General features: G+C 45.6%; 20 protein-coding genes and 3 pseudogenes. 14 read left to right on the forward strand and 9 right to left on the reverse strand.

The window, feature by feature from the left end; genetic code table 11:
• The first annotated feature begins 7 nt into the window (after nucleotides 1-7).
• Nucleotides 8-829: a MerR family transcriptional regulator gene (locus tag P3X63_RS03250; RefSeq protein ID WP_277692454.1), complete on the forward strand. Its 822-nt coding sequence runs from the start codon at nucleotides 8-10 to the stop codon at nucleotides 827-829.
• 170 nt (nucleotides 830-999) lie between these two features.
• Here P3X63_RS03250 and P3X63_RS03255 read toward each other — a convergent pair whose 3' ends face one another.
• Nucleotides 1,000-1,392, reverse strand: coding sequence for a VOC family protein (locus P3X63_RS03255; RefSeq protein WP_026586013.1), 393 nt, complete (start codon nucleotides 1,390-1,392; stop codon nucleotides 1,000-1,002).
• A 189-nt stretch (nucleotides 1,393-1,581) separates the two neighbouring features.
• Here P3X63_RS03255 and P3X63_RS03260 point away from each other — a divergent pair, with 189 nt between their 5' ends.
• Nucleotides 1,582-2,469 (forward strand): LysR family transcriptional regulator, encoded by an 888-nt coding sequence (locus tag P3X63_RS03260; RefSeq protein ID WP_026586014.1) that lies wholly within the window; start codon nucleotides 1,582-1,584, stop codon nucleotides 2,467-2,469.
• A gap of 7 nt (nucleotides 2,470-2,476) precedes the next feature.
• Nucleotides 2,477-2,913 (forward strand): annotated as a pseudogene (locus tag P3X63_RS03265) (substrate-binding domain-containing protein); the annotation flags it as partial.
• A 370-nt stretch (nucleotides 2,914-3,283) separates the two neighbouring features.
• Here P3X63_RS03265 and P3X63_RS03270 read toward each other — a convergent pair.
• The 3 genes from P3X63_RS03270 to P3X63_RS03280 form a co-directional block, all read right to left on the reverse strand.
• Nucleotides 3,284-3,460 (reverse strand): hypothetical protein, encoded by a 177-nt coding sequence (locus P3X63_RS03270; protein ID WP_163170572.1) that lies wholly within the window; start codon nucleotides 3,458-3,460, stop codon nucleotides 3,284-3,286.
• Between the two features lie 83 nt (nucleotides 3,461-3,543).
• Nucleotides 3,544-4,362: a cyclase family protein gene (locus tag P3X63_RS03275; protein WP_277692455.1), complete on the reverse strand. Its 819-nt coding sequence runs from the start codon at nucleotides 4,360-4,362 to the stop codon at nucleotides 3,544-3,546.
• 197 nt (nucleotides 4,363-4,559) lie between these two features.
• Nucleotides 4,560-5,942, reverse strand: a complete 1,383-nt coding sequence (locus tag P3X63_RS03280; protein WP_026586017.1) for an amino acid permease — start codon at nucleotides 5,940-5,942, stop codon at nucleotides 4,560-4,562.
• A 541-nt stretch (nucleotides 5,943-6,483) separates the two neighbouring features.
• On the opposite strand from P3X63_RS03280, the gene P3X63_RS03285 reads away from it, so the two are divergent.
• The 4 genes from P3X63_RS03285 (at nucleotide 6,484) to P3X63_RS03300 (ending at nucleotide 9,193) form a co-directional block, all read left to right on the forward strand.
• Entirely contained in the window at nucleotides 6,484-7,113 is a 630-nt protein-coding gene (locus P3X63_RS03285; RefSeq protein ID WP_077735664.1) for a DUF2306 domain-containing protein, read from the forward strand.
• Between the two features lie 249 nt (nucleotides 7,114-7,362).
• Nucleotides 7,363-7,725, forward strand: a complete 363-nt coding sequence (locus tag P3X63_RS03290) for a putative zinc-binding protein (protein ID WP_026586019.1) — start codon at nucleotides 7,363-7,365, stop codon at nucleotides 7,723-7,725.
• A 123-nt stretch (nucleotides 7,726-7,848) separates the two neighbouring features.
• Nucleotides 7,849-8,448 carry a TetR/AcrR family transcriptional regulator gene (locus P3X63_RS03295; protein ID WP_277692456.1) on the forward strand — a complete coding sequence of 200 codons (600 nt, stop codon included), beginning with the start codon at nucleotides 7,849-7,851 and terminating at the stop codon, nucleotides 8,446-8,448.
• A 4-nt stretch (nucleotides 8,449-8,452) separates the two neighbouring features.
• Nucleotides 8,453-9,193, forward strand: a complete 741-nt coding sequence (locus tag P3X63_RS03300) for an SDR family oxidoreductase (RefSeq protein WP_026586021.1) — start codon at nucleotides 8,453-8,455, stop codon at nucleotides 9,191-9,193.
• Here the strand turns inward: P3X63_RS03300 and P3X63_RS03305 are convergent.
• A complete protein-coding gene (locus tag P3X63_RS03305) occupies nucleotides 9,186-10,001 on the reverse strand; it encodes an alpha/beta fold hydrolase (RefSeq protein ID WP_277692457.1) in 816 nt (271 codons plus the stop codon). The two genes, P3X63_RS03300 and P3X63_RS03305, sit on opposite strands and share 8 nt — an antisense overlap.
• A gap of 122 nt (nucleotides 10,002-10,123) precedes the next feature.
• Nucleotides 10,124-10,396 carry a CD3324 family protein gene (locus tag P3X63_RS03310; protein ID WP_142246051.1) on the reverse strand — a complete coding sequence of 91 codons (273 nt, stop codon included), beginning with the start codon at nucleotides 10,394-10,396 and terminating at the stop codon, nucleotides 10,124-10,126.
• 291 nt (nucleotides 10,397-10,687) lie between these two features.
• On the opposite strand from P3X63_RS03310, the pseudogene P3X63_RS03315 reads away from it, so the two are divergent.
• Both P3X63_RS03315 and P3X63_RS03320 read left to right on the forward strand, forming a co-directional pair.
• Nucleotides 10,688-10,921 (forward strand): annotated as a pseudogene (locus P3X63_RS03315) (RNA polymerase sigma factor); the annotation flags it as partial.
• 295 nt (nucleotides 10,922-11,216) lie between these two features.
• Nucleotides 11,217-13,097, forward strand: a complete 1,881-nt coding sequence (locus P3X63_RS03320) for an acyltransferase family protein (RefSeq protein ID WP_077735620.1) — start codon at nucleotides 11,217-11,219, stop codon at nucleotides 13,095-13,097.
• Nucleotides 13,098-13,134: 37 nt separating this feature from the next.
• Here P3X63_RS03320 and P3X63_RS03325 read toward each other — a convergent pair whose 3' ends face one another.
• Complete coding sequence (locus P3X63_RS03325; RefSeq protein ID WP_077735619.1) at nucleotides 13,135-14,106, reverse strand: sugar-binding transcriptional regulator; 972 nt, start codon at nucleotides 14,104-14,106, stop codon at nucleotides 13,135-13,137.
• A gap of 282 nt (nucleotides 14,107-14,388) precedes the next feature.
• Between P3X63_RS03325 and trpB the strand changes: the two genes are divergently transcribed.
• The 5 genes from trpB (at nucleotide 14,389) to P3X63_RS03350 (ending at nucleotide 20,941) form a co-directional block, all read left to right on the forward strand.
• A complete protein-coding gene (trpB, locus tag P3X63_RS03330; protein ID WP_026586027.1) occupies nucleotides 14,389-15,579 on the forward strand; it encodes a tryptophan synthase subunit beta in 1,191 nt (396 codons plus the stop codon).
• Nucleotides 15,576-16,385, forward strand: coding sequence for a tryptophan synthase subunit alpha (gene trpA, locus P3X63_RS03335; protein WP_026586028.1), 810 nt, complete (start codon nucleotides 15,576-15,578; stop codon nucleotides 16,383-16,385). The genes trpB and trpA overlap by 4 nt, the downstream gene beginning before the upstream one ends.
• A gap of 117 nt (nucleotides 16,386-16,502) precedes the next feature.
• On the forward strand, nucleotides 16,503-17,855 hold the full coding sequence (locus tag P3X63_RS03340) for a radical SAM protein (RefSeq protein ID WP_026586029.1): 1,353 nt from the start codon (nucleotides 16,503-16,505) through the stop codon (nucleotides 17,853-17,855).
• A 58-nt stretch (nucleotides 17,856-17,913) separates the two neighbouring features.
• Entirely contained in the window at nucleotides 17,914-19,500 is a 1,587-nt protein-coding gene (locus tag P3X63_RS03345; protein ID WP_026586030.1) for a tryptophan halogenase family protein, read from the forward strand.
• A gap of 214 nt (nucleotides 19,501-19,714) precedes the next feature.
• On the forward strand, nucleotides 19,715-20,941 hold the full coding sequence (locus P3X63_RS03350) for a Bcr/CflA family efflux MFS transporter (RefSeq protein WP_026586031.1): 1,227 nt from the start codon (nucleotides 19,715-19,717) through the stop codon (nucleotides 20,939-20,941).
• Nucleotides 20,942-21,137: 196 nt separating this feature from the next.
• Here P3X63_RS03350 and P3X63_RS03355 read toward each other — a convergent pair whose 3' ends face one another.
• Together P3X63_RS03355 and P3X63_RS22735 are read right to left on the reverse strand one after the other, a co-directional pair.
• Nucleotides 21,138-22,193: a response regulator gene (locus P3X63_RS03355; protein ID WP_256860239.1), complete on the reverse strand. Its 1,056-nt coding sequence runs from the start codon at nucleotides 22,191-22,193 to the stop codon at nucleotides 21,138-21,140.
• 135 nt (nucleotides 22,194-22,328) lie between these two features.
• Nucleotides 22,329-24,062 (reverse strand): annotated as a pseudogene (locus P3X63_RS22735) (sensor histidine kinase); the annotation flags it as partial.
• Nucleotides 24,063-24,094 lie beyond the last annotated feature (32 nt).

Here is a 24,094-nt window from a genome sequence, read left to right on the forward strand (position 1 = left end):
ATTTTTTATGTGCGAAGATTTAAAAAAATATTTCACAACGGGTGAGTTTGCCAAGCTCTGCAACATCAAAAAACAAACGCTGTTTCACTATGATGAGATCGGTTTGATTTCTCCGGAGATCAAAAAAGAGAATGGTTATAGGTATTATTCTTATCATCAATTTGAGCTTTTTCAAGTGATCAACTTGTTTAAAGAGGTTGGTTTACCGTTAAAAGAAATCAAGTCCCTCATCAAAGGTAAAACACCGGGCCGAATCTTACCGCTTCTGAAAGAAAAGTCTGTTGAAATTGAGGACAAAGTGAAAAAGCTCAAGCATTTGCAAAAGATCATCGAGACGAAAGTGTCGTTAACAGAACAAGCGTTAAAAACAGACTTCTCTTCGGTTTCTTTCCAATATTTAAATGAAGAAACATTTATGATCGGCAAAAATACTTTACATTTACCAGAACGAAAATACGTTGCAGCCATTTCAGAGCTCATTCACGATGTTGAGTCTCGTGGATTAGATGAGGGGTATCCTGTCGGCGGTATATTGGCACGGGAACAAATCTTAAATAAAGACTTCTATAATTACATTCACTTTTATGTAAAAGTAAAAGAAGGAATCGATACGGCAAACGAGCATGTGAGACGAAAAGGGCTGTATGCAATCGGCTACCAAAAAGGCGAAGAAGTTGAAGATGCCTACAGCAGAATCATTCAATTCATTGAAAAGAATGGGATGCAGATAGGTGAGTATACATATGAGGAATTCATGCTTGATGAAGTGATGGTCGATGGATTTGAAAATCAAATCACCAAAATCCTTATTCAAGTTCAAGAGGTGTAAACGAATCTTGGCATGAATGAGATAAGCATGAAGCAGGACGTTAATCTAAGCTCATTTCCGGCTTCCGCTGAGAAAAGCAATTAACTGCCAAGGTTAAAACGTGCTAACACAAGTGGCGGCGAATAAAGTGAGTCCTAAAAAGAAGGGAGAGGAAACTCATCCCTTCTTTTTCAGCTTTTTAAAGGGTCTAGATCCTGTGATATTTCAATCAGGTTTTGATCAGGATCCCTAATATATACAGATACAATCGGACCAAGCGCACCGGTTCTTCTGACAGGTCCCTCCTCAATGTTCACATTGTTTTGACGTAGATGTTCGATTATATCGTCTATTGTTTCTTCCGCGATAAAACAGAGATCTGCAGAGCCGGGAAGCGGATGTTTTGCTTTGGGAGTGAATTCATTGCCAGCCTCGTGCAAATTTATTTTTTGATTGCCAAAACGCAACGCTTTTCTGCCTGAGCCAAACGTTTCTTCTTTCATTCCCAAAACCCGCGTATAAAAGCTGATTGTCTCTTGAAGGTCTTTTACAGTTAAAACAAAATGATCAAGCCGTTTGATCACAATCAATTCCTCCCAATGAAGATATTTATTTTACAACATCAAGAATAGTTGAAACGCTTTGCCTTGTCTTCTGCACATCTTCTCGGCCCCGTTATCAATGATGGTAGCACTATTCATTTATATTATATAATGCATTATAAATATGTTTTTAATGTTTTAGTGTCATGAGATGGGAAGGAGACGGAACCTATGGAATGGGAACAACTTGAGTATTTTCAAGCTCTTGCCCGGATACAGCACGTCACAAAAGCTGCAGAATGTTTATCGATCTCTCAGCCTGCACTTTCACGTTCTATCCATCGTTTAGAGGTCTATTTAGGTGTTCAGCTGTTTGACAGACAAGGACGCACAATCAGGCTGAACAAGTATGGAGAGATTTTTTTAAGACGGGTGGATGTGATGATGAAAGAGTTTCATGACGGCAAAGAAGAAATCAAACAGTTATTGGATCCGGACCATGGGGAAGTATCACTCGGCTTTTTGCATACGCTTGGGACAACGATCGTTCCGGATTTAATCGGATCTTTTAAACGTCAGCATCCGGGAATTCAGTTTCACCTGAGACAAAATCACTCTTACTGGCTTCTCGATAAACTGAAGTCCGGTGAACTGGATCTTTGCTTACTGCAATCCATCAAGCCCGAAAAGTCCATTCATTGGGTGCAATTATGGAGTGAAGAGCTTTTTTTGTTTGTGCCAAAAGGACACCGATTAGCCGATTGTGAAAGTGTGACATTGGATGAAGTCGCCAAAGAGCCTTTTATCGTATTAAAAAATGGTTATGCACTCCGATACACAGTAGATGAACTTTTTGAAAAAGCGCAAATTCAACCGGAGATCCTCTTTGAAGGTGAGGAAGTGGCCACCGCAGCAGGCTTTGTCGCCTCAGGACTCGGTATTTCAATCCTGCCCGACCTAAAAGGACTGGATCAGAGCCATATCTCCAAAGTCCGGATCAGCTGGCCGGAATGCCAACGTCTGATTGGCATCGCCTGGATAGAAGGAAGATATTTATCACCGGCAGTGGAGAAATTTAAGCAGTTTGTGAAGAATCACTTTTCTGAATGGAGTCCATAACTTGAAAGAAAAATGCGTTCATCATACACTGGCTGAGGAGAGGATCGTCCTTGTCGGCAGCAGTGAAGGGCCGGATCATTTGGAAGATGATCAAAACCATTTTTTTATAACGAATGAAGAAGGCTGCAGTTATCGGACAATGTTTGAAAGATACCTTTTAAAACATGATCTCCACTACTTTCAAACGATGGAATATAGAAGCGATTAAACAAATGGTCATGAGCGGACTCGGGTTTTCTGCTTTACCTTATATGACAGTGAAAGATGAAGTGGATTGCGGCTAGCTAAAACATTCTGACCCATTCTGAAAAACTCGCCCCGCTTTATTCCCACATGCTGACTAAGAAGAAAAAATGGCAATTTCCGGCTGTTGAGGCTTTTGTTAAGCTTGTCTTACGTTCGGTTTATGAAGCTGACAAAGAAGAATCTGAATTTACTATCTAGGTAATGTCCGAACGTTCCAGATTTTTTTGAACGATAAAACTTTACTCAATGAATTCCGAAAGGCGTTGAGTTATCGTGATGAATAAAGGAGGGTATTATTGGTGGGCAAATTACCTAGAGTGTTTCAAATGATGGGGGTTACCGGCTTTGTTTTAACTTTTCTGCAAATCTCCATTGGATGGTTCATTGGATTTTTCTTTTCAGGTCTTTTCTTCTTCACGTTGATAAAACAGGAACATAAACACAACGAATTCAATTTAATAGCGGGAGTTTTAGCCGTCTTATATTCATTTTATTGCCTATTTACCCAGGTTGTATGACCAAAAGAACCAAGGGGTATTCCCTCGGTTCTTCTGTATTTGTCAGTCTTTCATGCTCGCTCTACACCATCCCAAGAGGGCGGCGCTTCATCCAGATCGACAGCCAATGTTTCCAAAAAACGTGCGACATTCAAAAGAGTGAATTCGGCTCTTTCCTGTTCACTGAATATTTGTTTCGTATTTTCAAATGTTAAATCGGTTACTTTTACGCGGGTACGCACATTCATCAATCAAACGCAGCAAAGCCCGCGTTAAATTTGCCGGAAACCGCTGGTATTACGCTTTTTGTTCATTATGTACCCGATCAATATCAGCTAATTGTATTCTTGCCATTGACCATTTCATCCTTTATTTCACGTTCAGCGTGAAGAATGGCGACAGGACGCGCCCATCCGGCTGAGGCTTTTTCAACTTTTACGGGAAAAGCCATCACATAAAAACCGGTGGAAGGCAATTGCTCAAGATTGGCGAGTTTTTCAATTTGGCAGTAAGGGATTTTGCTTCCGGAGTAATGTCCTTCCCAAATAATCGCCGGGTCTTTTTCCGTCTCAAAGCGCCTGGCGGTTACACTGAACGGAGCATCCCAGCTCCAAGCGTCAGTACCGACAAGGCGCACGCCGCGCTCGGTTAAAGAGAGCGTGGCTTCGCGCCCCATGCCGCAGCCGCTGTTCAAGTAATCTTTCTGTCCGTATTTGGCGCCGGCCGATGTATTGACAAGGACAATGTCGCCGGGAGCAAGCGTATGATTGATTCGTTGAAGTTCTTTCTCGATGTCATCCGGAGTGACGATTCGTCCATCTTCAAAATGTCTGAAATCCAGCTTGACGCCAGGGCCGTGAAACCACTCAAGAGGAACTTCATCAATCGTCGCCATCCGCTTGCCGTCATCCGTAACCGAACGATAATGGTAAGGGGCGTCTATATGAGTTCCGGCATGTGTCGACATCTTCACTTTTTCAAGCGACCAGCCTTCACCGCCGGGAAGGTCGTCTGAAGAAAGCCCGGGGAAGATTTGGACCATTTGCTTGGCCCCTTGCTTATGATCCACATATTCAATTTCGGGAATAAAACCAGGAGGGTCAGATGGAATATCGTCCCTTAAGGTCACTGATAAATCTACGATTTTCATAAGTTTATTCTCCTTTTTCTGTCATGTGATTTTTTAAAACATGATAGACAGTGCGACCAGCCGGCATTTTTTCTGTTTTTTCATCTCTCCTCTCCTTGTATCCGTTTTCTTAAGTTTCATTCTACATGAGGTGCCATCCGCTCCAAAACAAAAAGCCTGCAGAGCATGTTCTGCAGGCTGAGTCACATCTTCGCTTTCTAGACTTGTTCCTTCGGTTTCCTCATTTTAAAAATAACGATCAGCAACAAAAACCAAACCGGTGTGACAAATAAGGAAACACGGGTATCCTGCGCCAATCCGAGCACAACGAGAATAAACGCAAGAAAGATAAGAACCACATAATTTGAAAATGGATAAAACGGCATTTTAAATGTGTTTGTTTTCGCTAAATCCGGTCTTGTTCTGCGGTATTTCAAATGGCAGATCACCGTGATTCCCCATATAAAGATGAAGCATATCGTGGAAATGCTTGTGATCAGCGTGAACACTTCTTCCGGCATGATATAGTTCAGCGTCACGCCGATGAGAATCACGACGGCTGAAAAGAACAGCGCATTGCTCGGTACTTTGCGGGAAGTCAGCTTTTTCATTGCTTCAGGCGCATTTTGTTCTTTGGCAAGCGAGTAAACCATCCGGCTTGTGCTGAAGATCGCGCTGTTGCTTGCCGAAGCCGCTGATGTCAGAACGACAAAATTGATGATGCTGGCTGCCGCAATGATCCCGACTGCTGCAAAAACTTGAACGAATGGACTTTCATCAGGATTGATGATATTCCACGGATAGATGCTCATAATCACAAGAAGAGCGCCGATATAGAAAAGCAAAATCCTGACAGGGATATTGTTGATGGCTTTCGGAATCACGTTTGCCGGATCCTTTGTTTCGCCTGCCGTCAGTCCCACAAGTTCGATGCCTACAAATGCAAACACCACCATCTGGAATGAGAGAAGAAATCCATGCAGCCCATTTGGGAACATGCCGCCGTGGCTCCACAGATTCGTGAAGCTCGCTTGGCCTGAAGCGGTGGAAAAACCTGTTGCGATCATGAATAAACCAATCACAATCAGCGCCAGAATCGCGATCACCTTGATTAATGCAAACCAGAATTCAAGCTCTCCAAAAAGCTTTACAGTCGCCAGGTTCATGATCAGCAAAATAATCAACGCGATAAAGCCCGGTGTCCACTGCGGTACACCGGGAAACCAGTATTGGGTGTAGAGTCCGACCGCGGTCAAATCGGCCATGGCGAGCGAAATCCAGCAAAACCAGTAGGTCCAGCCGGTGATAAAGGCTGCCATATCGCCCAAATAGTCTCTGACAAAATCAACAAAAGAGTGGTACTCCAGATTGCTTAACAGCAATTCTCCAAGAGAACGCATAATAAAAAAGCAAATGATCCCGGTGATCATATAAGCAAATAAAATCGACGGTCCTGCAAAATGGATCGATTTCCCCGAGCCGAGAAACAATCCCGTCCCGATGGCTCCACCGATGGCGATCAGCTGAATGTGCCTGTTTTTCAGGCCCCTTGATAATGTTTGTTCATGTCTGTTATTGTCTCCGGTTATATCGTCTGTCACTTTGTACTGCCTCCAATAATTGTTTTAACTCCTGGCTCCCGTATTTTTTTATGTTCTATTATAACACTAAAATTTAAAAGGTTTGATTGTTGAAAGAATGTTTCGTTCTTGTACATATCCAATGTCTTGTAACAGTCCTAAAAATCCTTTTCGATGATGACATTTTAGCTTATTTTTATTCGAAATTCGAGGATTATTGGTATATTTTTCTTAAAACATGATCCGAAAAGAGGTGTGAAAGTGAACCCTCTATTCGTTTGTTTGGACAGTTTCTTGCAGAAGATACTTGAACATATCGAAGCGAATAGTAAAAAGAATATACTTGATGTTTTTAATGGGGAAGATTTTATCATGGCGAACCTGGTGTTGGCTGTCTGTCGTCTTCAAAATCAACATGCAGTTAACTGCTGGAAACGATTTTTAAACGCGGCATAATTGGTGTATGCTAAAAAGAGACTACCTTGATTAAAAAAATAGCATGATATTTTAGGAGGAACAAAAGCTGAACAGAAAGACATTCCAACGCTCGGTGTTCGCAGTCATGTTGACGCTGATCGCGATCTATGTTCTGTATACCTTGTTTGAAAATTTGCTTCATGATCGGCATTCGACAGCCTTTTTAAGCCAGAAAACTCATCTGCGCGCTTCTTTTCAGCTCCCGGTCTGGCTGAAGGTGATGTATGTCCACGTGGTTGCCGCCTGTCTGGCCATGCTGGCGGGAGCTGTTAACTTTTCTGTGAGAAGCCGCAAGCTCCACCGCTTGAACGGCTATGTCTATGTCGTTTGCGTGCTGATTGTGACGCTGACGTCAGGCTATATGGCGCCGCACTCCACGGGAGGAAGAATCGTGAGCATCGCCTTTAATCTGGTGAACATGTATTGGCCGGCGGCTACGGTGATTTCCGTATGGCAAGCGCGGCGAAAGCGGTTTGACAAGCATCAAAAGTGGATGATCCGCAGTTATTTATTCTGTTTTACCAATCTGTTTATTCATGTCATCACCTTTGTGGGCCGCAGCGGATTCGGCTTGGCATACGATCTCAGCTATACGATCGGCGTTTATGGGGCGATTGCCCTGAACGTGGCCGCGGCTGAGTGTATTATTCGGTTTACACGGAGAAAAACGACTGGTATTTTTGAAATGAAAGGTGGTTTTTCTAAGACCGATTAATACCAATAATCAATGCCAAACCCCACCCAAAAACAACAGCCGTTTGATGGAAGTATACTGACGAACTGGATATGTATCTTGCTAGAGCAAACCTTTTTAGATGATGGTTTGCTCTTTTTTCGCTATATCCCTCGCTTCGGATAGCCCCCAATGTCAAAAAGTGATCTAACTCACAGTCTTAAAAATACACATCATGTAAAGTGAGTTAATAGTTTTGCTGCGAAAAGACAAAAAGGGGAGAATGAACAAATGAAACGAAAAGATTTACCGCTTGTGTATTCATGCTCTGGATGTTCTTCGGCCGCGCAAACGGCCAACATGATCGCCATCAAAATGGATCGCGAAAAAATAGCTGAAATGTCCTGTATTGCCGGGGTTGGCGGTGATGTCAAGCCGCTTGTCAAAACGGCAAAATCCGGACGGGATATCATTGCCATCGACGGCTGTCCTTTGTGCTGCTGCAAAAGCTGTTTAGCCAAGCATGACGTTCAGCCAAAACATCATTTTGTACTTTCTGATTTTGATGTGCCAAAGAAAAAAGGTGTGGATCCCGACCCTGTTCTTTATATGAATGCTTACGAACGCATTTTAAAGCTTACACATCCTAAGTAAAGGATTTGAAACGGCTATCTTGATAGTCGTTTTTCATTTTATGACGAATGACAAAATAAATTATTTGTCATTTGTTACTTTTCTTGCTATGATCATCCTAAAGGAGGTGGAACACGCAGCATCATGAAGAATGTTTCAGAAGCATTGACGAAAAAACAAATCCTTGAAGCAACAGAAGAAACGTTAAGGCGGTACGGTGCAGCGAAAACATCGATCACGGATGTGGCCAAAGCATTGAACGTCAGTCACGGTACGATTTACCGCCATTTTAAAAGCAAAAAAGAGATTTTCGAGGCAGCTACCCAAATGTGGCTGGGTGAAAAGATTTTCAAGCCGCTTACCGGTGTTTATCACGATTCTTCCCGCGAAGGTCCGGCGCATGTCAAGGCTTATATAAAGAAATTGTTTGAGCTCAAACGGTATTATGCCATGAAGGATGAAGAATTGTTTGCGATGTATGCCAAAGTCACCAATGAATCTCCAGAGCTTGTCGATGAAAGCATTTCCAATATCGTCGAGCAATTGAGCGGGCTCATCGACCGCTGTTCTGTTTGTGCAAATGATCCTGTTGAAGTGGCAAAAGGCATTTTTTACGCGACGGAACGTTTCCACCATCCGGCGCATGCGAATGAATGGAAAAGAGATACGATTGAACAGGAATTTGATATTGTTTGGGGTCTTTTGGAAAAAGGGTATTTGAAACATGGAGAGGGCGGAGGTTAAAAACATGCACGATTTAAAAGGTAAGACAGCGATCGTAACGGGAGCTTCCCGCGGAATCGGGCGCGCGATCGCAACGCAGCTTGGAGACCTTGGAGCCAAAGTGGCCGTCAATTACTCAAGCAGCCGGCAAAAGGCGGAAGAAGTCGTCAATGAGATCCAGCAGGCAGGAGGGGAAGCTGCGGCTATTCAAGCCGACCTCAGCACAGTTGCCGGTGTGGAATCTTTATTTGCTAAAACAAAAGAGGCGTTCGGGAAAATCGATATCCTGATCAATAATGCCGGCATGAGTATTTACAAACCGATTCAAGATGTCACGGAAGAAGACTTTGATCAGCAATTCAACCTGAATGTAAAAGGCACATATTTTGCATGCAAGCAGGCCATGAAAGATATGGAGGCGAATGGGAGGATCATTAACTTCTCCACATCTGTCATCGGGCAAATGTTTCCGACATACAGCGTATATGCCGGAACAAAAGGGGCTGTAGAGCAGTTCACCCGCCAGCTTGCAAAGGAATTCGCCGCAAAGCAGATCACAATTAACGCGGTCGCACCGGGACCGGTCGACACTGAACTTTTTACGGCGGGAAAATCGGAACAGCAGATCGAAGGGCTGAAAAAGTCGACGGCTCTCGGCCGCATCGGTGAACCGGAGGACATCGCGAATGTCATCGAATTTTTGGTCAGCGAACAATCGCAGTGGATCACCGGCCAGACGATTCGCGTGAATGGCGGATTTATTTAATATAGGAAAAAATCTCAAGCAGCTTCTCAGCGAATGCCTTCGGATATACGGAGGCGCCGACATGATTTCCGGGAAAATCAACAACTTTCGTTCCCAGTTTATCTGCTAAAGCCTCCGCATACCGGTATGGGAGAAAGCCTTTGGATTCAATGCCGCCGGCAGGCACAACGACCGCCGATGAAGCTTTCAGCCTGCTTGTGTCCGGTTTGTATTCTCTCAGAGCGGGCACTTCGGATAAGATAAAATAGTCGATGTTGGCCATCAGCCGCTCCATCCGCTCTTTCGGCTGTCGGGGCTGGGCGGATGCGGTGATGCCCATCGCTTCTGCGAATTCTCCTAATGCGGATAAGCCGTTTTGTCGATAATCGCGTTCAAGCTTCGCCAGGCTCTCTATGCCAAATGTGCGGTCTTCATCTGACAGCAGTTCCGGTATCGGGGGTTCGTGCGCTGCCAGTACGCGGATTTGTTCAGGGTGACGGATCGCCAGGTCAAGGCCGATGACCGCGCCTGAGCTACAGCCGAACACATAGGCGGGTTCATCGGTCAGGCCGGCCAACAGGCGGTGCGCGTCATCGCTGTGTGCGGAAATCCGGTAGTTTTCGTTTATATCCTCAAGTTTGCTGCGCGAGTGTCCCCTGCGGTCATAGGTGACGACAGTGTAATGCTCGGCAAGCAGATCTGCCATCGGGTATGAATCAGCATCCCCGTTTCCTCCGTGAATCATCAGCAGCAACGGTCCGGCTCCGCGCACTTCATAGTAAAGGCTCGTTCCTGAAACTTGGATCATGCTGCTCTTTATTGAAGTCATAAAAATCATCTCCTCTCTTTTAGATTAAAGCAGCCGCAGAAGATAAGAAATGCAGAAATCGCTTAAGAAACAAACTTGCCATATCGAAAAGCACTGATCCTGTATGACCAGTGCTCTGTTTTTTATGTTGTGTAAACAATTTTTTTGATCGTTTCAATGGAGAGGTGATATTCCCCGGCAAGCCGTTCGACCGAATCGCCGTTTTTGAAAGCTTTTTTAATTGAAGCGTTGCGTTCATCAATCAGCTTTCTAGCCCCGGACCGCACACCCCATTTTTGCCGGGCGGAATCAGGCTTTGGAATATAGATGGTCTCCCCTTGAACATACTTTTGAATTTCTGATATCAGCTTTTCGGGTAAAACAGCGTCTGCTTTGACATAACCCATGTTTGCCAGCTCCTTATTCTTTTGATGGGATAAGGGGCAAAGCCGTATATCAGAAGGTTAAGGCGATTGAAGGTGTCCACCCCATGCAAAGTATCGCCATTCCGATAACAGGCTTTGCATGAGACGCTGCGCTATCCGGCATTCTGATGACTGCCATTTTCTTCACCTCCCTAAAACGGATTATAGAATAAATCAAGCCATCTTGCAGTTTATCTTTCTTTAAAAAAGCCCGACTTCCGCAAACTGTCTATCCTATTGTAAACATCTCTATATCTCGGATTTCCATAAAAGGAGCTCTATATTGCAACAGCCAAAGCGGCGCTTGTCGCTTGCAACACAGACAAGACGGCTGGCCTACAGTTATGTGAAAAACCAAGACGACGCGCTCGATATTGTCCAGGAATCCGTCAAAAAAGCGCTCGCTTCCGTGGGATCTGTCCGCAACCCGGATACGATCAAAAGCTGGTTTTATAACGCACGGCTATCGATTTTTTGCGGAAACAGAAAAAACTGAAGGTTGTGGATGATCAAACCGGGGTACATGGGGACCGTAGCGTTTGAAAAACCGACTGGGGTCATTGCGGATTTTCCGGCCGGGATCCGCTATATTCATTAGACAAATTCCTTGAAATCATGGATTTTGCTTTTTTTCTTCCTTTTTTATAAATTTGTAACTGCAGATTCGTCTGGAAACTTTTATACTAAAGAGAGTGCATTCTAAAAGAATTGATATTTTTGAAACAAAAAGCGGTCCCGATTACGTCTATTGATTTGGCGGTCGCCGTACCGTATACAGCAAGATAACCGTACATATCATTGGAGGAATACCATGCAAGATCAGACACACCATCAACGCTATATACCGGGGTTGGACGGGCTCCGGGCTTTTGCCGTTTTGGCGGTCATTGCCTACCACCTCGACTTTCATTGGGCAAACGGGGGTTTTATTGGGGTTGACATCTTTTTTGTGTTGTCCGGCTACCTCATTACATCCATCATATTGCCTGCCTATGGAAATGACATTGCCCTGAATTTTCGCGAATTTTGGCTGCGCCGGGTCAGACGGCTGCTTCCTGCGGCAACGCTCATGATTATCATCACCGTCATCTGGACCGTCCTGTTTAACAGAGAGCTGATTCATACCGTGCGGGGAGATGCGGTCTCCTCTCTTTTATATGCCAGCAACTGGTGGTTTATTTTTCACAATCAATCTTATTTTGATAGTTTCGGAGCGCCGTCACCTTTAAAAAACCTGTGGTCACTGGCGATTGAAGAGCAGTTTTATATCGTTTGGCCCATCCTTTTACTTTTGGGAATGTACATATGGAAAAAGCGGGACCGGCTGGCGGCCGCGGTTGTCGTGCTTGCGTTTTGTTCAGCTATTCTGATGACCGTTCTGTATGTTCCCGGCGCAGATCCCAGCCGCGTCTACTACGGAACGGACACACGCTCATTTGAACTTTTGGCCGGCTGTGCTTTAGCTCTTGTGTGGCCAATGAAAAGACTTTCTTCAAACCGATTGCCGAAAAAATTGAAGCAAGCATTGCACGGAACGGAACTCACCGCTTTTCTTTTTTTAATCCTCTGCATTTATTTGGTTGATGAATACGAACCCTTTCTCTATCAGGGCGGAATGCTTTTGATCAGCATTTGTGCAGCCATTTTTATTGGCTGTGTGAGTCATCCGAGCAGCTTTATCGGCCATTTGCTGTCGTGGAAACCTTTGCGCTGGATTGGAACAAGGTCTTACGGCATTTACCTATGGCATTATCCCGTGATCGTCTTGAGCACACCCGTACATGAAATTGGAAATCCGGTGTATTGGCATGCTGCAGTCAAAGTCGTCGTTACTTTGATCATCGCCGAGGCTTCGTATCGCTTCATTGAGAAGCCGATCAGAGAGAACGGGTTTCGCCGATTTTTCCGCCGCGTTTTTCTGAACAGGATGCTGGAATGGAAAACATCGTCCGTTTTCAATAAACTGTCGGTGGGACTCATGGCAGCAGCCCTACTTGTCTTTATGGGCGGATTGTCCGGACTGGCGGACGAAAAGAAAAAGCGGGAATGGCCTTATGCCGAGTCTCATGTGAAAACAAGTGCTGCAGTTGAACAGTCTTCTGAACAAGAACAGGATCAACAAGAGGAAAAGGCGAAAACAGATGAAACGAAAGATGATGAGCAGTCGAAATCAAGCGGAGAAAATCAAGAACAGAAAGAAGAGCAAACAACGGATCAGACACCGGCTCATTCTGTAAAAGATGTCTTGGCAATCGGCGATTCCGTCATGCTTGACATCGCTTCAAATCTAAAGAAGCGCATGACCGGGATCACGATCGACGGAAAGGTCGGCCGCCAGGTGTCGCAAGCGCTTCAATTGACCTCAGCGTATGCATCATATAATCAGCCGGATAAAGCTGTGATCATTGAGCTCGGCACAAATGGATATTTTACGGACAGCCAAATGGACGAATTGCTTGACGCCTTTTCAAACGCAAATGTTTTTCTCGTCAATACCCGTGTACCCCGCCAATGGGAAAGCAAGGTGAACGAATCATTGCGCAGCCAGGCGAAAAAACGGAAAAACGTGACCTTGATCGATTGGCACAGCGAAGCTCTTCAACATCCCGAATACTTCACCTCTGACGGCGTTCACCTTGTGCCTGAAGGAGCCGAAGCTTTAACAAACCTCATCGTTCGAGCGGTGAAATAAAAAAAGAGGCCTGCCTGACAGCGCCTCTTTTTCATGTTTAAGAATGTGAACCAGAGTGATGCAGCGATAATACTTCCTTTGCGGTAGCCATATCCGTTACGAGAAAATCGATCCATCCCCCGCGCAGTGCCGCCCCGATCGCCGCCGCTTTTTTTTGGCCGCTTGCGACGGCCACTACATTTTGGGTGTTTTTTAATTCATGGACCGATAAACCGATCATTCTGGATGCCTCTTCACACTTGATCACGTTTCCGTTTCGATCTAAAAATGATGTGCACACAACCGCTTCAGCGCCTTTGTCCCTTAAGCGATGAAGGTCCTCCTTGCTGAAATATCCCGAAGTGACAATCGTATCTTCTTCTGATACGGTTCCGATCCCCACCACAGAAACTGCGGCTTGACGGGCAAGTTCAATGACGTCAGCGATTTCCCGTTCAGCCGTGATGATATCCCTCGCCTGTTTGGAGACGACAACGGCGGGTGCGTTGATCAAAAAGTATTTTGATTTTAATTTTTCACCGAATAATCTTGTATTTGAGTTGGCATGCCATGTCGCCCCTTCGGCGCCCCAGCCGCCGACAAGGGGAACAAATCGCAGATTTTTCCGCGAAAAAAAAGGCAGTTCCTGGGCGAGCAGATTGACGCTCTTTCCAGCCATAATCCCAATAATGTCGTGATGTTTGATGATGGATTCCAGCAATACAGCACCGGCTCTAGCAAGGTGCAGGTCGATCATCTGCTGTTCGGCGTCCGGCATATTGATGACGACCGCGTTTTTTATACCGAAAGTTTCCTTCAGCCGTCGTTCGTATTGCTGTTCGTCGCCATAAGGATTTTTAATTGTAATTTGGACGATTCCTTCCGATTTGGCCGCGCTCAGCATCCTGCTGACCTGTGAACGGGAAACAGAAAGCTGCTCGGCGATTTCCTGCTGGCTCAATCCATCAAGATAGTAAAATGTGCTGATTTTGACAAGTTGACGAATTTTTTCTTCATTGATGTCCGGCATTTTGAACCTCTCTTTCCCTTGAACAAATGTTCACCCTTGAAATTATGTTCGATGAGGAGATATAATAAACGTGCAAGAAAATTTTTCTAGTTGAGCAGAGTAGAGTGGAATTGAGCAGAGCAGAGTAAATAATCAAGCAATACCGAAAGGCGCCGATTGGTCGTGAAACACTTCAGCCGCACCTTCGGGTCGTTCGTTTTTCTGCTCTATTCCTCTACTTCATTGTAGAGGATTTCTTTTTTTTATCAAAGAAATTCTTGCAGAAAGACGGGGGGATATATCATGAAAACTCAAGTTGCAGGGAAGTTTGGAAAGTACGGGGGCAGGTTTGTCCCTGAAACGCTGATGAGCGCCCTGGTGGAGCTGGAAGAGGCTTATTTGCGGTACAGGGAAGACCCTGATTTCGTAAAGGAAGTCAGTCAGCTGCTTAAAGGTTATTCCGGCAGGCCGACCCCGCTTTATTACGCGGAAAGGCTCACCCGGCATTTGGGCGGAGCGAAAATTTATCTGAAACGCGAGGATCTCAATCATACCGGGGCTCATAAGATTAACAACGCGATTGCACAGGCTGTTTTGGCCAAGCGGATGGGAAAGAAAAAAATCATCGCCGAGACCGGAGCCGGACAGCATGGGGTAGCCACCGCCACAGTTGCCGCGCTTTTAGGAATGGAATGCAAGATCTTTATGGGAGAAGAGGATATCCATCGGCAGCAGCTGAATGTCTACCGGATGAAGCTGCTCGGGGCCGAGGTCGTGCCCGTTTATTCAGGTTCCAAAACCTTGAAGGATGCCGGCAATGAGACGCTCCGCTACTGGGTTGCCAATGTGGAAGATTCTTTTTTCCTGTTTGGAACAGCCGCAGGTCCGCATCCGTATCCGATGATGGTAAGGGACTTTCAAAGAATCATCGGTGATGAAACCCGGGAGCAGATTTTGGCGAAAGAAGGGCGTTTGCCCGATTCCATTATTGCGTGCGTAGGCGGAGGCAGCAATGCGATAGGAATTTTCTTCCCGTTCTTAAGCGACTCGCAAGTTCGTTTAATCGGCGCCGAGGCGGGGGGGAAAGGACTGGATACGAATGAGCACGCCGCCACTTTGTCCAAGGGCTCGCCAGGCGTTTTTCAAGGATCGATGAGCTATCTTCTGCAAAGCGCTTCCGGCCAAGTGCAGCCGGCGCATTCGATTTCAGCCGGGTTGGATTATCCGGCGGTCGGACCTGAGCACGCTTATTTGAAGGATTCAGGCAGAGTGGAATATAAGGCTGTCACAGACAAAGAAGCGATTGATGCGCTTCATTTACTGAGCCGTATTGAGGGAATTATACCGGCCTTGGAAAGCGCTCATGCCTTGGCGCAATGTATGAAGCTGTCGCCAAAGCTTTCCCAAGACCATCTGATGGTCGTCAATATCTCCGGAAGAGGGGATAAAGACATGGATACGATCATGAAACATTCCGGAGGTGAGGTTCATTGAATCCGATCGATCAGACCTTTGCAAGATTAAAACGGGAAGGCAAGCCGGCCTTTATTCCGTATGTGACAGTCGGCGACCCTGATATTCGCACGTCCCTTGATATTTTGAAAGAACTGCAAACCGCCGGTGCCAGCGTCATTGAATTAGGCGTGCCTTTTTCAGACCCTTTGGCTGACGGCCCGGTTATTCAAAGAGCAACCTTGCGAGCTTTAAAAAACGATATCAGCATATCGGATGTCATCAGCCTTGCGAAACTGGCCAGGCAAGAACAAATCCATACGCCGCTCGTGTTGTTTACTTATTTTAATCCGCTTTTGCAGCTTGGGATTGAAAAGGCGTTTTCGATGATGGAGGACTCGGGCATAAACGGAATCATCATTCCGGATCTTCCGGTAGAGGAGGTTGAGGAAATACGTTGTATTTGCACAGAGAAGAACATCCATTACATTCCCTTGGTGGCTCCTACTTCCGAGGGGCGGATTGAATCAATCGTCAATCAGGCTTCCGGATTCGTTTACTGTGTTTCTTCTTTGGGAGTTACCGGTGAACGGCAAAACTTTCACAATGATATCGAAGGGTTTTTAGCCGCCGTCAAAAAGGCGACTGCTTTGCCTTTAGTCGTGGGCTTCGGCGTTTCCAATGCCGAGCAGTTCAAAAAGCTTTCATCTCATTGTGACGGGGTCGTGGTGGGCAGCGCGATCGTTCATACGATTGAGAAAAACCTTGCTTTGCTGCAGCATTCAAACACCTACTCCGACGGATTACATCGTATAAGGGGGTTTGTAGATGAATTAATTCCTCTGTGACAAAAAGCGGGCTAATTGTGAAATGCGTTTAGGTGATCTATCAAATAAGAGTTTAACATCCACTTCTTAGTTTTAGACTTTGCGACAAAGCTCTTAAAATCATGGGGAGTGAGAACAATGTTAGATATAAAGAAATCCTTTCAAGAGAGAAATATCGATTATTTTACGGATGACTATTACAAGTATGTTTCCATATTGCGTGATTACAAGGGGCATGTGCGCAGAAAGGAATCTTACTACGCCGACAATTTTAGGGAGAAAGGAACGGCTTTATTTGAATGCTTAGGGATTGAAATCGTTCATCAGCTGCACTGTCAATTGAAATGTGAATACTGTTATATCGCTTTGGATACGAAAAGCGAGTCGATTAAACCGGTCCCGGTTGAAGACATTATGAGCATCATTGATCAAGCGGCAGAAATTGATGAAGCCACAGGGAAAACGCTTTTTGGCCAAATTGGATTCATCGGCGGAGAACCGACTTTGCACCGCCATTTGCCAAGTCTCTTGGAATATACCTTAAGCAAAGGATTGACACCGATACTGATCACCAACGCAGTCAAGCTGGCAAAAATCGATTATGCAAGAAAGGTGTGTCTCCCCGGAACGGTTATTGTCACCCACCTGCCTTATCTTGATGAAGAAGGGGATAAGGAACATGATAAAATCACCAGATTTCCGGGCTACACGAAAACATTGGAGACAGCGATCCAAAATATGTTGACGATCAGAAAAGAGCTGAATGCCGTCGGTCAGGATTTTGAATTTGTCGGCGACTTTGTGTTAAGCAAGCAAACACTTCCGTATGCGTTTGAAGTGCACAAATTTTGCAGAAAGAATGGGATTAACCCATTTTTCGAACGGATGAGGATTTCCGATGATCAAAGAAATCACCATCTTGCTCCCGGCCGTGACGAAATAAAAGAACTGCTGAATCAAATCTTTGAGTATGATAAGACCCATTATCCGCATCTGATCTTTAAATCGGACGATGTTCAGGAAGAGGACGTCTTGCTGAAAAGAATCGAATATTTGATTACCCCTGCTTCCGCCAACGCCTGTTCCATGACACAGACGGGAATCCATGTAAAATATAACCAAAATGGCTTTGGTGAAGCGCTGTCTTGCGTCGGCCAGTCGATTCCGCATGGAAACATGCAAAAGAACAGTTTGCAGGAAATCGTCAATCAGAAAATCCAATCGCGCATCTTTAGTGAGCAAGAAACATATATAGCGGGGCCTTGTTCCGTTTGTGAATTATATCACTTAATCGGCTGTGAGGGAGGATGCCGCGGCAATGCCAACAGTACGTTTCATTGCGGGCGGGCGTCTGATCCGGAGTGTTTGTTCATTAAAGAAGAATACAGAATGAATAAAGCGGTCATGGCTCCTGAACATTGCGACGGTTGTCCGGTCAGCGAGTGGGCCCCTTGCAGCAGCTATGTTCAAAGCGAAAGTGTACTGAAATGAGGTTCAACAGAGATGTCGTGAATTCACTATGTGTTAAAAATGATTGGAGGCGTTAATAATGGGAGAAGCGATTCGGGATGTCGTGATTCTAGGCGGGGGATCTGCAGGTTGGATGACCGCCTCTTATCTGTCAAAAGCGTTCGGGAGTCAAATGAATATTACACTGATCGAGGCCGAAACGATTCCAAAGATCGGCGTCGGAGAGGCGACGATCCCCAATCTTCAGCGGGTGTTTTTCGACTTTTTGGGGATACCAGAAGAGGAATGGATGCGGGAATGCAATGCCTCTTTCAAGGCGGGGATCAAGTTTGTCAATTGGCGCAAACCGCCTGAAGAGGACAAAGATGATTATTTTTACCACCTCTTTGGACAAGTGCAAAACTGTGACAATGTCCCGCTTACTCATTACTGGCTCCGCCGCCGGTTTGAGGAAAACGACAAAGAGCCGATGGCGTATGCGTGCTACCACCAGGCGCCGCTGCTTGACGAAAAATTGTCGCCCCGGATGATGGACGGCACTCAAGTGATGAGTCATGCCTGGCATTTTGATGCGCATCTGGTGGCGGATTACCTTCGCAAGCTCGCGACCGGCTGGGGAGTCCGTCATATCCTGGATGAACTCGTTGACGTTGAGCTGGCGCCTGACGGCAGTATTTCCGCGCTGAAAACGCGCAAGGGCGGCCGGTATGAGGCGGATTTGTTTGTGGATTGCTCCGGCTTTCGCGGTCTGCTGATCAATCAAGCGCTGGGTGAGCCGTTTATCGAAATGAGCGACCAGCTTTTCTGCGACAGTGCGGTGGCCGCTTCAGTCCCTCACGATGATGAGCAGTATGGAATCGAGCCTTATACATCAGCGATTGCCATGAAGCATGGCTGGACATGGAAAATACCGATGCTCGGCCGCTTTGGATCGGGCTACGTTTACTCAAGCAAGTTCGTCTCTCAGGATGAGGCGACCGAAGAGTTTATCAAGCTTTGGGATTTAGATCCGAACAAAGTGCAGCTCAATCAAATCCGCTTTCGAACCGGGCGGAACCGCCGGGCCTGGGTGAAAAACTGCGTTTCAATCGGTTTGTCTTCATGCTTTCTGGAGCCGTTGGAATCTACCGGTCTGTACTTTATCTATTCGGGCATATATCAGCTCGTCAAGCATTTTCCGGATAAGTCCTTTAACCCTGCATTGATTGATCATTTCAATGAAGAGATTGACGGAATGTTTGACGATTGCCGGGATTTTATCCAAACGCATTATTTCACAACCACCCGTGACGATACCGAATTTTGGCGCGCCAACAAAAGCGATTTGAAGCTGTCAGATGAGCTGAAGCAAAAACTCAAGACCTATCAATCCGGGCTTGTTGTCTGTCCGCCGCTGACCACCAATGAATCCTCCTACTACAGCAATTTCGAGACTGAGTTTCGCAATTTCTGGACAAACAGCAACTATTACTGTATGTTCACCGGCATGGGCTGGCTCCCGGATCAATCTTTGCCAAAGCTCAATTATCGTTCGGAAGCGATTCAGGAATCAGAGGAAATGTTCGCCGCCCTGAAACAAAGAACGGCAGAGCTTAAAACGAAACTTCCTTCAACTTACGAATATTTAAAAATGCTGCACGGAGCAGGCGAAAGGGTCGGTCAATAACAGGAAAATCGCGATCAAGGTCTGTTTAAACATCACCCGGGCAAAAAGACGGCGTGGACATTTCTTTCACGCCGTTTCATGATTGTCAAAGAAAATGTCATGCTTCACACCTGCTTTCACCTTGCAAAAAATATGGTACAATATACAAATGTTTTGTTGACTCAGTCAATGAAAAAAAGATTTTGCTAGGTTGAAAGAAAGGTTTTGATATGACATGCTTCATAATCCAACTGGGAAAGAACGCTTGGCCTTGGCTTTTCTCCTTGGGATGCTTGCGATACTCGGCCCGCTTAACATAGATATGTATTTGCCGAGCTTTCCGGAAATCGCTGACGATTTGTCTAGCGGCGCTTCACTTGTGCAGCTCAGTTTGACGGCTTGCTTGATCGGGTTGACCATCGGCCAGCTCATTATCGGGCCGGTCAGTGATGCTCAGGGAAGACGGAAACCCTTGTTGATTTCGATTTTCTTGTTTGCGTTGTCTTCACTGTTTTGTGCGCTTTCACCGAATATTGCGGTATTGATACTGGCCCGTTTTTTGCAGGGATTTACGGCTTCCGCCGGGATTGTCCTTTCGCGCGCCATCGTCCGCGACGTCTTTACAGGACGGGAGCTTTCGAAATTCTTTTCGCTTTTGATGGTCATTACCGCAGTCGCGCCTATGGCTGCGCCGATGACAGGGGGCGCGATTTTGCTGCTGCCGTTCGCGACATGGCACACGATATTCTACACGCTGTCAATCATCGGATTTTTTCTCGTTCTGATTATTGCCCTGAGGCTGAAAGAAACATTGCCGCCGGAGAAGCGGATTCCAAGCTCGATCGGTTCGTCTGTGAGGACGATGGGCAGTCTGATGAAAGATCGCTCTTTTATCGGCTATGCGCTGACTGTCGGGTTCATTCACGGTGGAAGCTTTGCTTACGTATCGGGAACACCTTTTGTCTATCAGGATATTTACGGTGTGTCACCGCAAGTTTTCAGTGTGCTGTTCGGCATTAATGGTCTGGCCATAATTACGGGAAGCTTCATTATCGGCCGTTTCGGAGGAATCGTTCATGAGAAGAAACTGCTGCGGATCGCAGTCATGACGGCATTAATCGCCACAGCCGTCCTGCTGGTGATGACGATCATCAAAGGGCCGCTTGTGACACTGGTAGTTTCCATCTTTATTTATATGATCACAATAGGAATGGTTTTGACCAGCACCTTTACGCTGGCGATGGAAAACCAGGGGCACCGGGCGGGCAGTGCGAGCGCCATGCTGGGCATGCTTCCATTGCTGCTCGGCTCAATCGTGTCACCGCTTGTCGGAATGAATGAGACGACCGCCGTCCCGATGGGCGCGATCATGTTTATCACCGCGGTCATCGGTTCTTTTGCTTTCTTTGTTTTGACAAAGGAAAAGCGCGGACAAAGCCGGCTTGGAGTGAATGAAGGTTAATAGAATGGAAAGAAGGACGGAATCAACTGATTCCGTCCTTTGTCTGTTTAAAGCGATGCGCGGAGAATCGCATGGATGTCATCTTTGTTCACTGGATGATAAGAGCTGACATTTTTCAATTGAGAACAGTTTTCTACTAAAATATATAAAATGTAAGGAAAAACCGTTTTTCTTAAAAATCATTCCGTAGGGCTGTTTAAATCGATTTTACTATTTTACGATGTTCTGCTGCCGTTTCATTGATATGAATGGTCATCGAAACGACGGTTCCTGCATCCGGAGCGCTTTGAATCTCAAGCTCGCTTCCGCAAAAGTGCTTCAGTCTCTGATTGATGTTTTTCAGGCCGACGCTTTGGCTTGAATTCGAATCAAAAAGACCATTCAGCTTTTCCGGAGACATGCCGATTCCGTTGTCTTCCACTTTGATCAAATACCGGGTGTCGCTTTCTTTTTTGGCCGTCACCTTCATCCAGCCTCCGCCCCTTTTTTTGCTGATGCCGTGATGGACGGCATTTTCCACCAGCGGCTGAACCATGAGAGGCGGGAGATTGAAATCAATGTCTTGATCAATATCGAAGATGACTTCGAGCCGATCACCATAGCGCGTTTTTTCGATAGAAAGATAGGAGCTGACAATCGACAGTTCATTCCGGAATGAACTGATGGCAGATGTATTTTGAAAGTCAAAACTCTTTCTTAAATAGTTTGTAAATTCAGCCGTTACCTCACGCGCTTTTTCAATATTGATGTGAGTAAGGGAAATGATTGTGTTTAATACATTATAAAGAAAGTGCGGATTGATCTGCGACTGGAGAAACGCCATCTCCATATTTGTCGCTTGATTGGCTGTATGTTTCATCATGATCAGGTTTTTGATGCGCGCCGTAAACTCAGAGTAATTGTAAGGCTTTTGCAAAATGTCATTCGCGCCTGAATGAAAGGCCTTGAATTTGTCATAATCAATGATCGCCGCCGTTATGATGAGGACGGGGAGATCAACCAGGCTGAACCGTTCACGGATTTTCATGCAGACGTCGAAGCCGGTCATATCAGGCATCATCAGATCCAAAATCACGAGATCAAGCTTGGAGCGGGAAACGACTTCCAATGCCTCTTTTCCGCTTTTCGCAGCTATCACATTATAGGGGACACCTTCAAGCATATCGGCTAAAATTTTTAAGCTCTCGATGTTATCATCGACAATCAGAACCGTTGCGGCGTCAACTTTCTTGGAATAGTAAGGCGTATTCATTGCAACATCTGAAGTCGCTCTGACGGATGGTAATTCAGACGGCTCAGACTTATTGACGGGCAAATCGCCATCCTTTGCAACAGGCAGTGTGAAATGGAAGGCGGATCCTTTTCCGATTTCCGATTCAACCCATATGTCCCCGTTTTGCAGTTTCACCAGCTGTTTAACAATGCTTAAGCCGAGTCCGGACCCGTCATTTTGATGTTTTTCATTCTGCTGAAAAGACTCAAATATCGTTTGACGAGCTTTCTCAGGGATGCCGACACCGGTATCGGCTACCGTTATTTTGATCATGCCGTTATGCGACATATTGGCAGAAAGCGTGATTTGTCCTTCCGGCGTAAATTTAATCGCATTGTCGACCAGATTGGTCATGATTTGCCGGAAGCGGTTTTCGTCAGCATAAACGGGAGGTAGACCGGCTGGAATATGACGGATGATATCCAGGTTTTTATTTTTGGATAAAAGCCGGTAGAAGTCCATTTCCGTATCAATCGCCGAATCGATGTCGACGGGAACCGGGTGAATCGTGAGTACGCCCTGTTTCATTTTTTCCAAATCAAGAATATCATTCACCAGACTTGACAGCCGGTAGCCCATGCGGATGACCAGCTGGACATTGTCTTTTTCTTCTTCTACCGTTCTCTTTCTTCTGCCTGCCAATAATGTCTGACATATATTAATAATGCTGTTCAGCGGTGTTTTAAACTCATGCGATGTTTTAGCGATAAACTCATCCTTTGATCGATCGGCGATAAGCAGTTTCCGGGACAATCTTTCATTATCGCGGAAAGCGCCGGCAAATTGCTGGGCCATCAAGAGAACAATCATGATTAAAGCAATGACTGACGGCAATGAATAAATCGAGTTGAATGAAAAGACCGCTTTGCCGGTGTATGCGGAAATCGTCGTTAATATGATATACGCGCTCATCGATAAAGAAGCGAGTGTCAGGTACAGGCCTCCTGCCATTTTTCGAACGGCGGCAATCGCAAAAATATAGGTAATATAAATGAGAGTCGTCACAGCAAGAACGGAATGCAAAATATATGAGAGACGATCGGTGTAATCGATGGTTATCAAATCATTGGCCAGCACCAACAGAGAGAAGGCGGTCGCAGCGATTAAAAACCGTTTTGAGACAATCTCCCTGTACCCATAATAGAGATAGAGAAAGACCGCAATGCTGGCAAACACCGTTGTGATCGCACGAAAAGGACTCAACACAGAAGTTGAAACGGACGGAAAGAAGAGAAATATCATCCGTTCTTTTCCTATCAGCAAAATGATGAACGAAAAGAGAAGACACATCACAGAAAAAAACAGCAGATGCTTATCCTTTCTTCTGTGCAGGAAAAAGCCCAAAAAGTATAAACCTGTAATGAAAAATGCCGTGATCATAACAGCATCATTCAGGAAAGAAATTTTGCTTTCACGCAGGATTTGTTCTTGGGTCCCAAAAGTCAACGGCTTTGCGATTCCCCATCCGGGCACTTTTGCGAAATTTGAAAATTGCACAATGAGTTCATTTTCGCCCCGGTGAATCGTGAAAAAGCTTGTATACGGTTTGTTTTGCGCCGGAAAATCAGCTTGGTCGGATGGGGTTCCGCTTTGCCCGATTAATGTTCCGTTGAGATAGATGCGATTTGCATTGTAAATAAATGAAGTGCTGAGTCCGAACGTTTGCTTATCCTGATCTGTGCGGATGGTCAGTTTGTACGTGCCGTAGTCCACATTTTCTTCCGGTTTCAACAATTTGACATTGCTGGGGACATCAACAAATACCGGATTTTTGCCTTTTCCTGAGTGAATGGCTTTCGGCGACAGAAGCTGATTTTTGTATAATGTCCACTCCCCGTTCAGCTCCATGTTTCCGTCTTTTTGAAAATCCCAGTTTTCAA

Origin of the sequence: Bacillus sp. HSf4, assembly GCF_029537375.1 — a bacterium.
GTDB lineage: Bacteria > Bacillota > Bacilli > Bacillales > Bacillaceae > Bacillus > Bacillus sonorensis_A.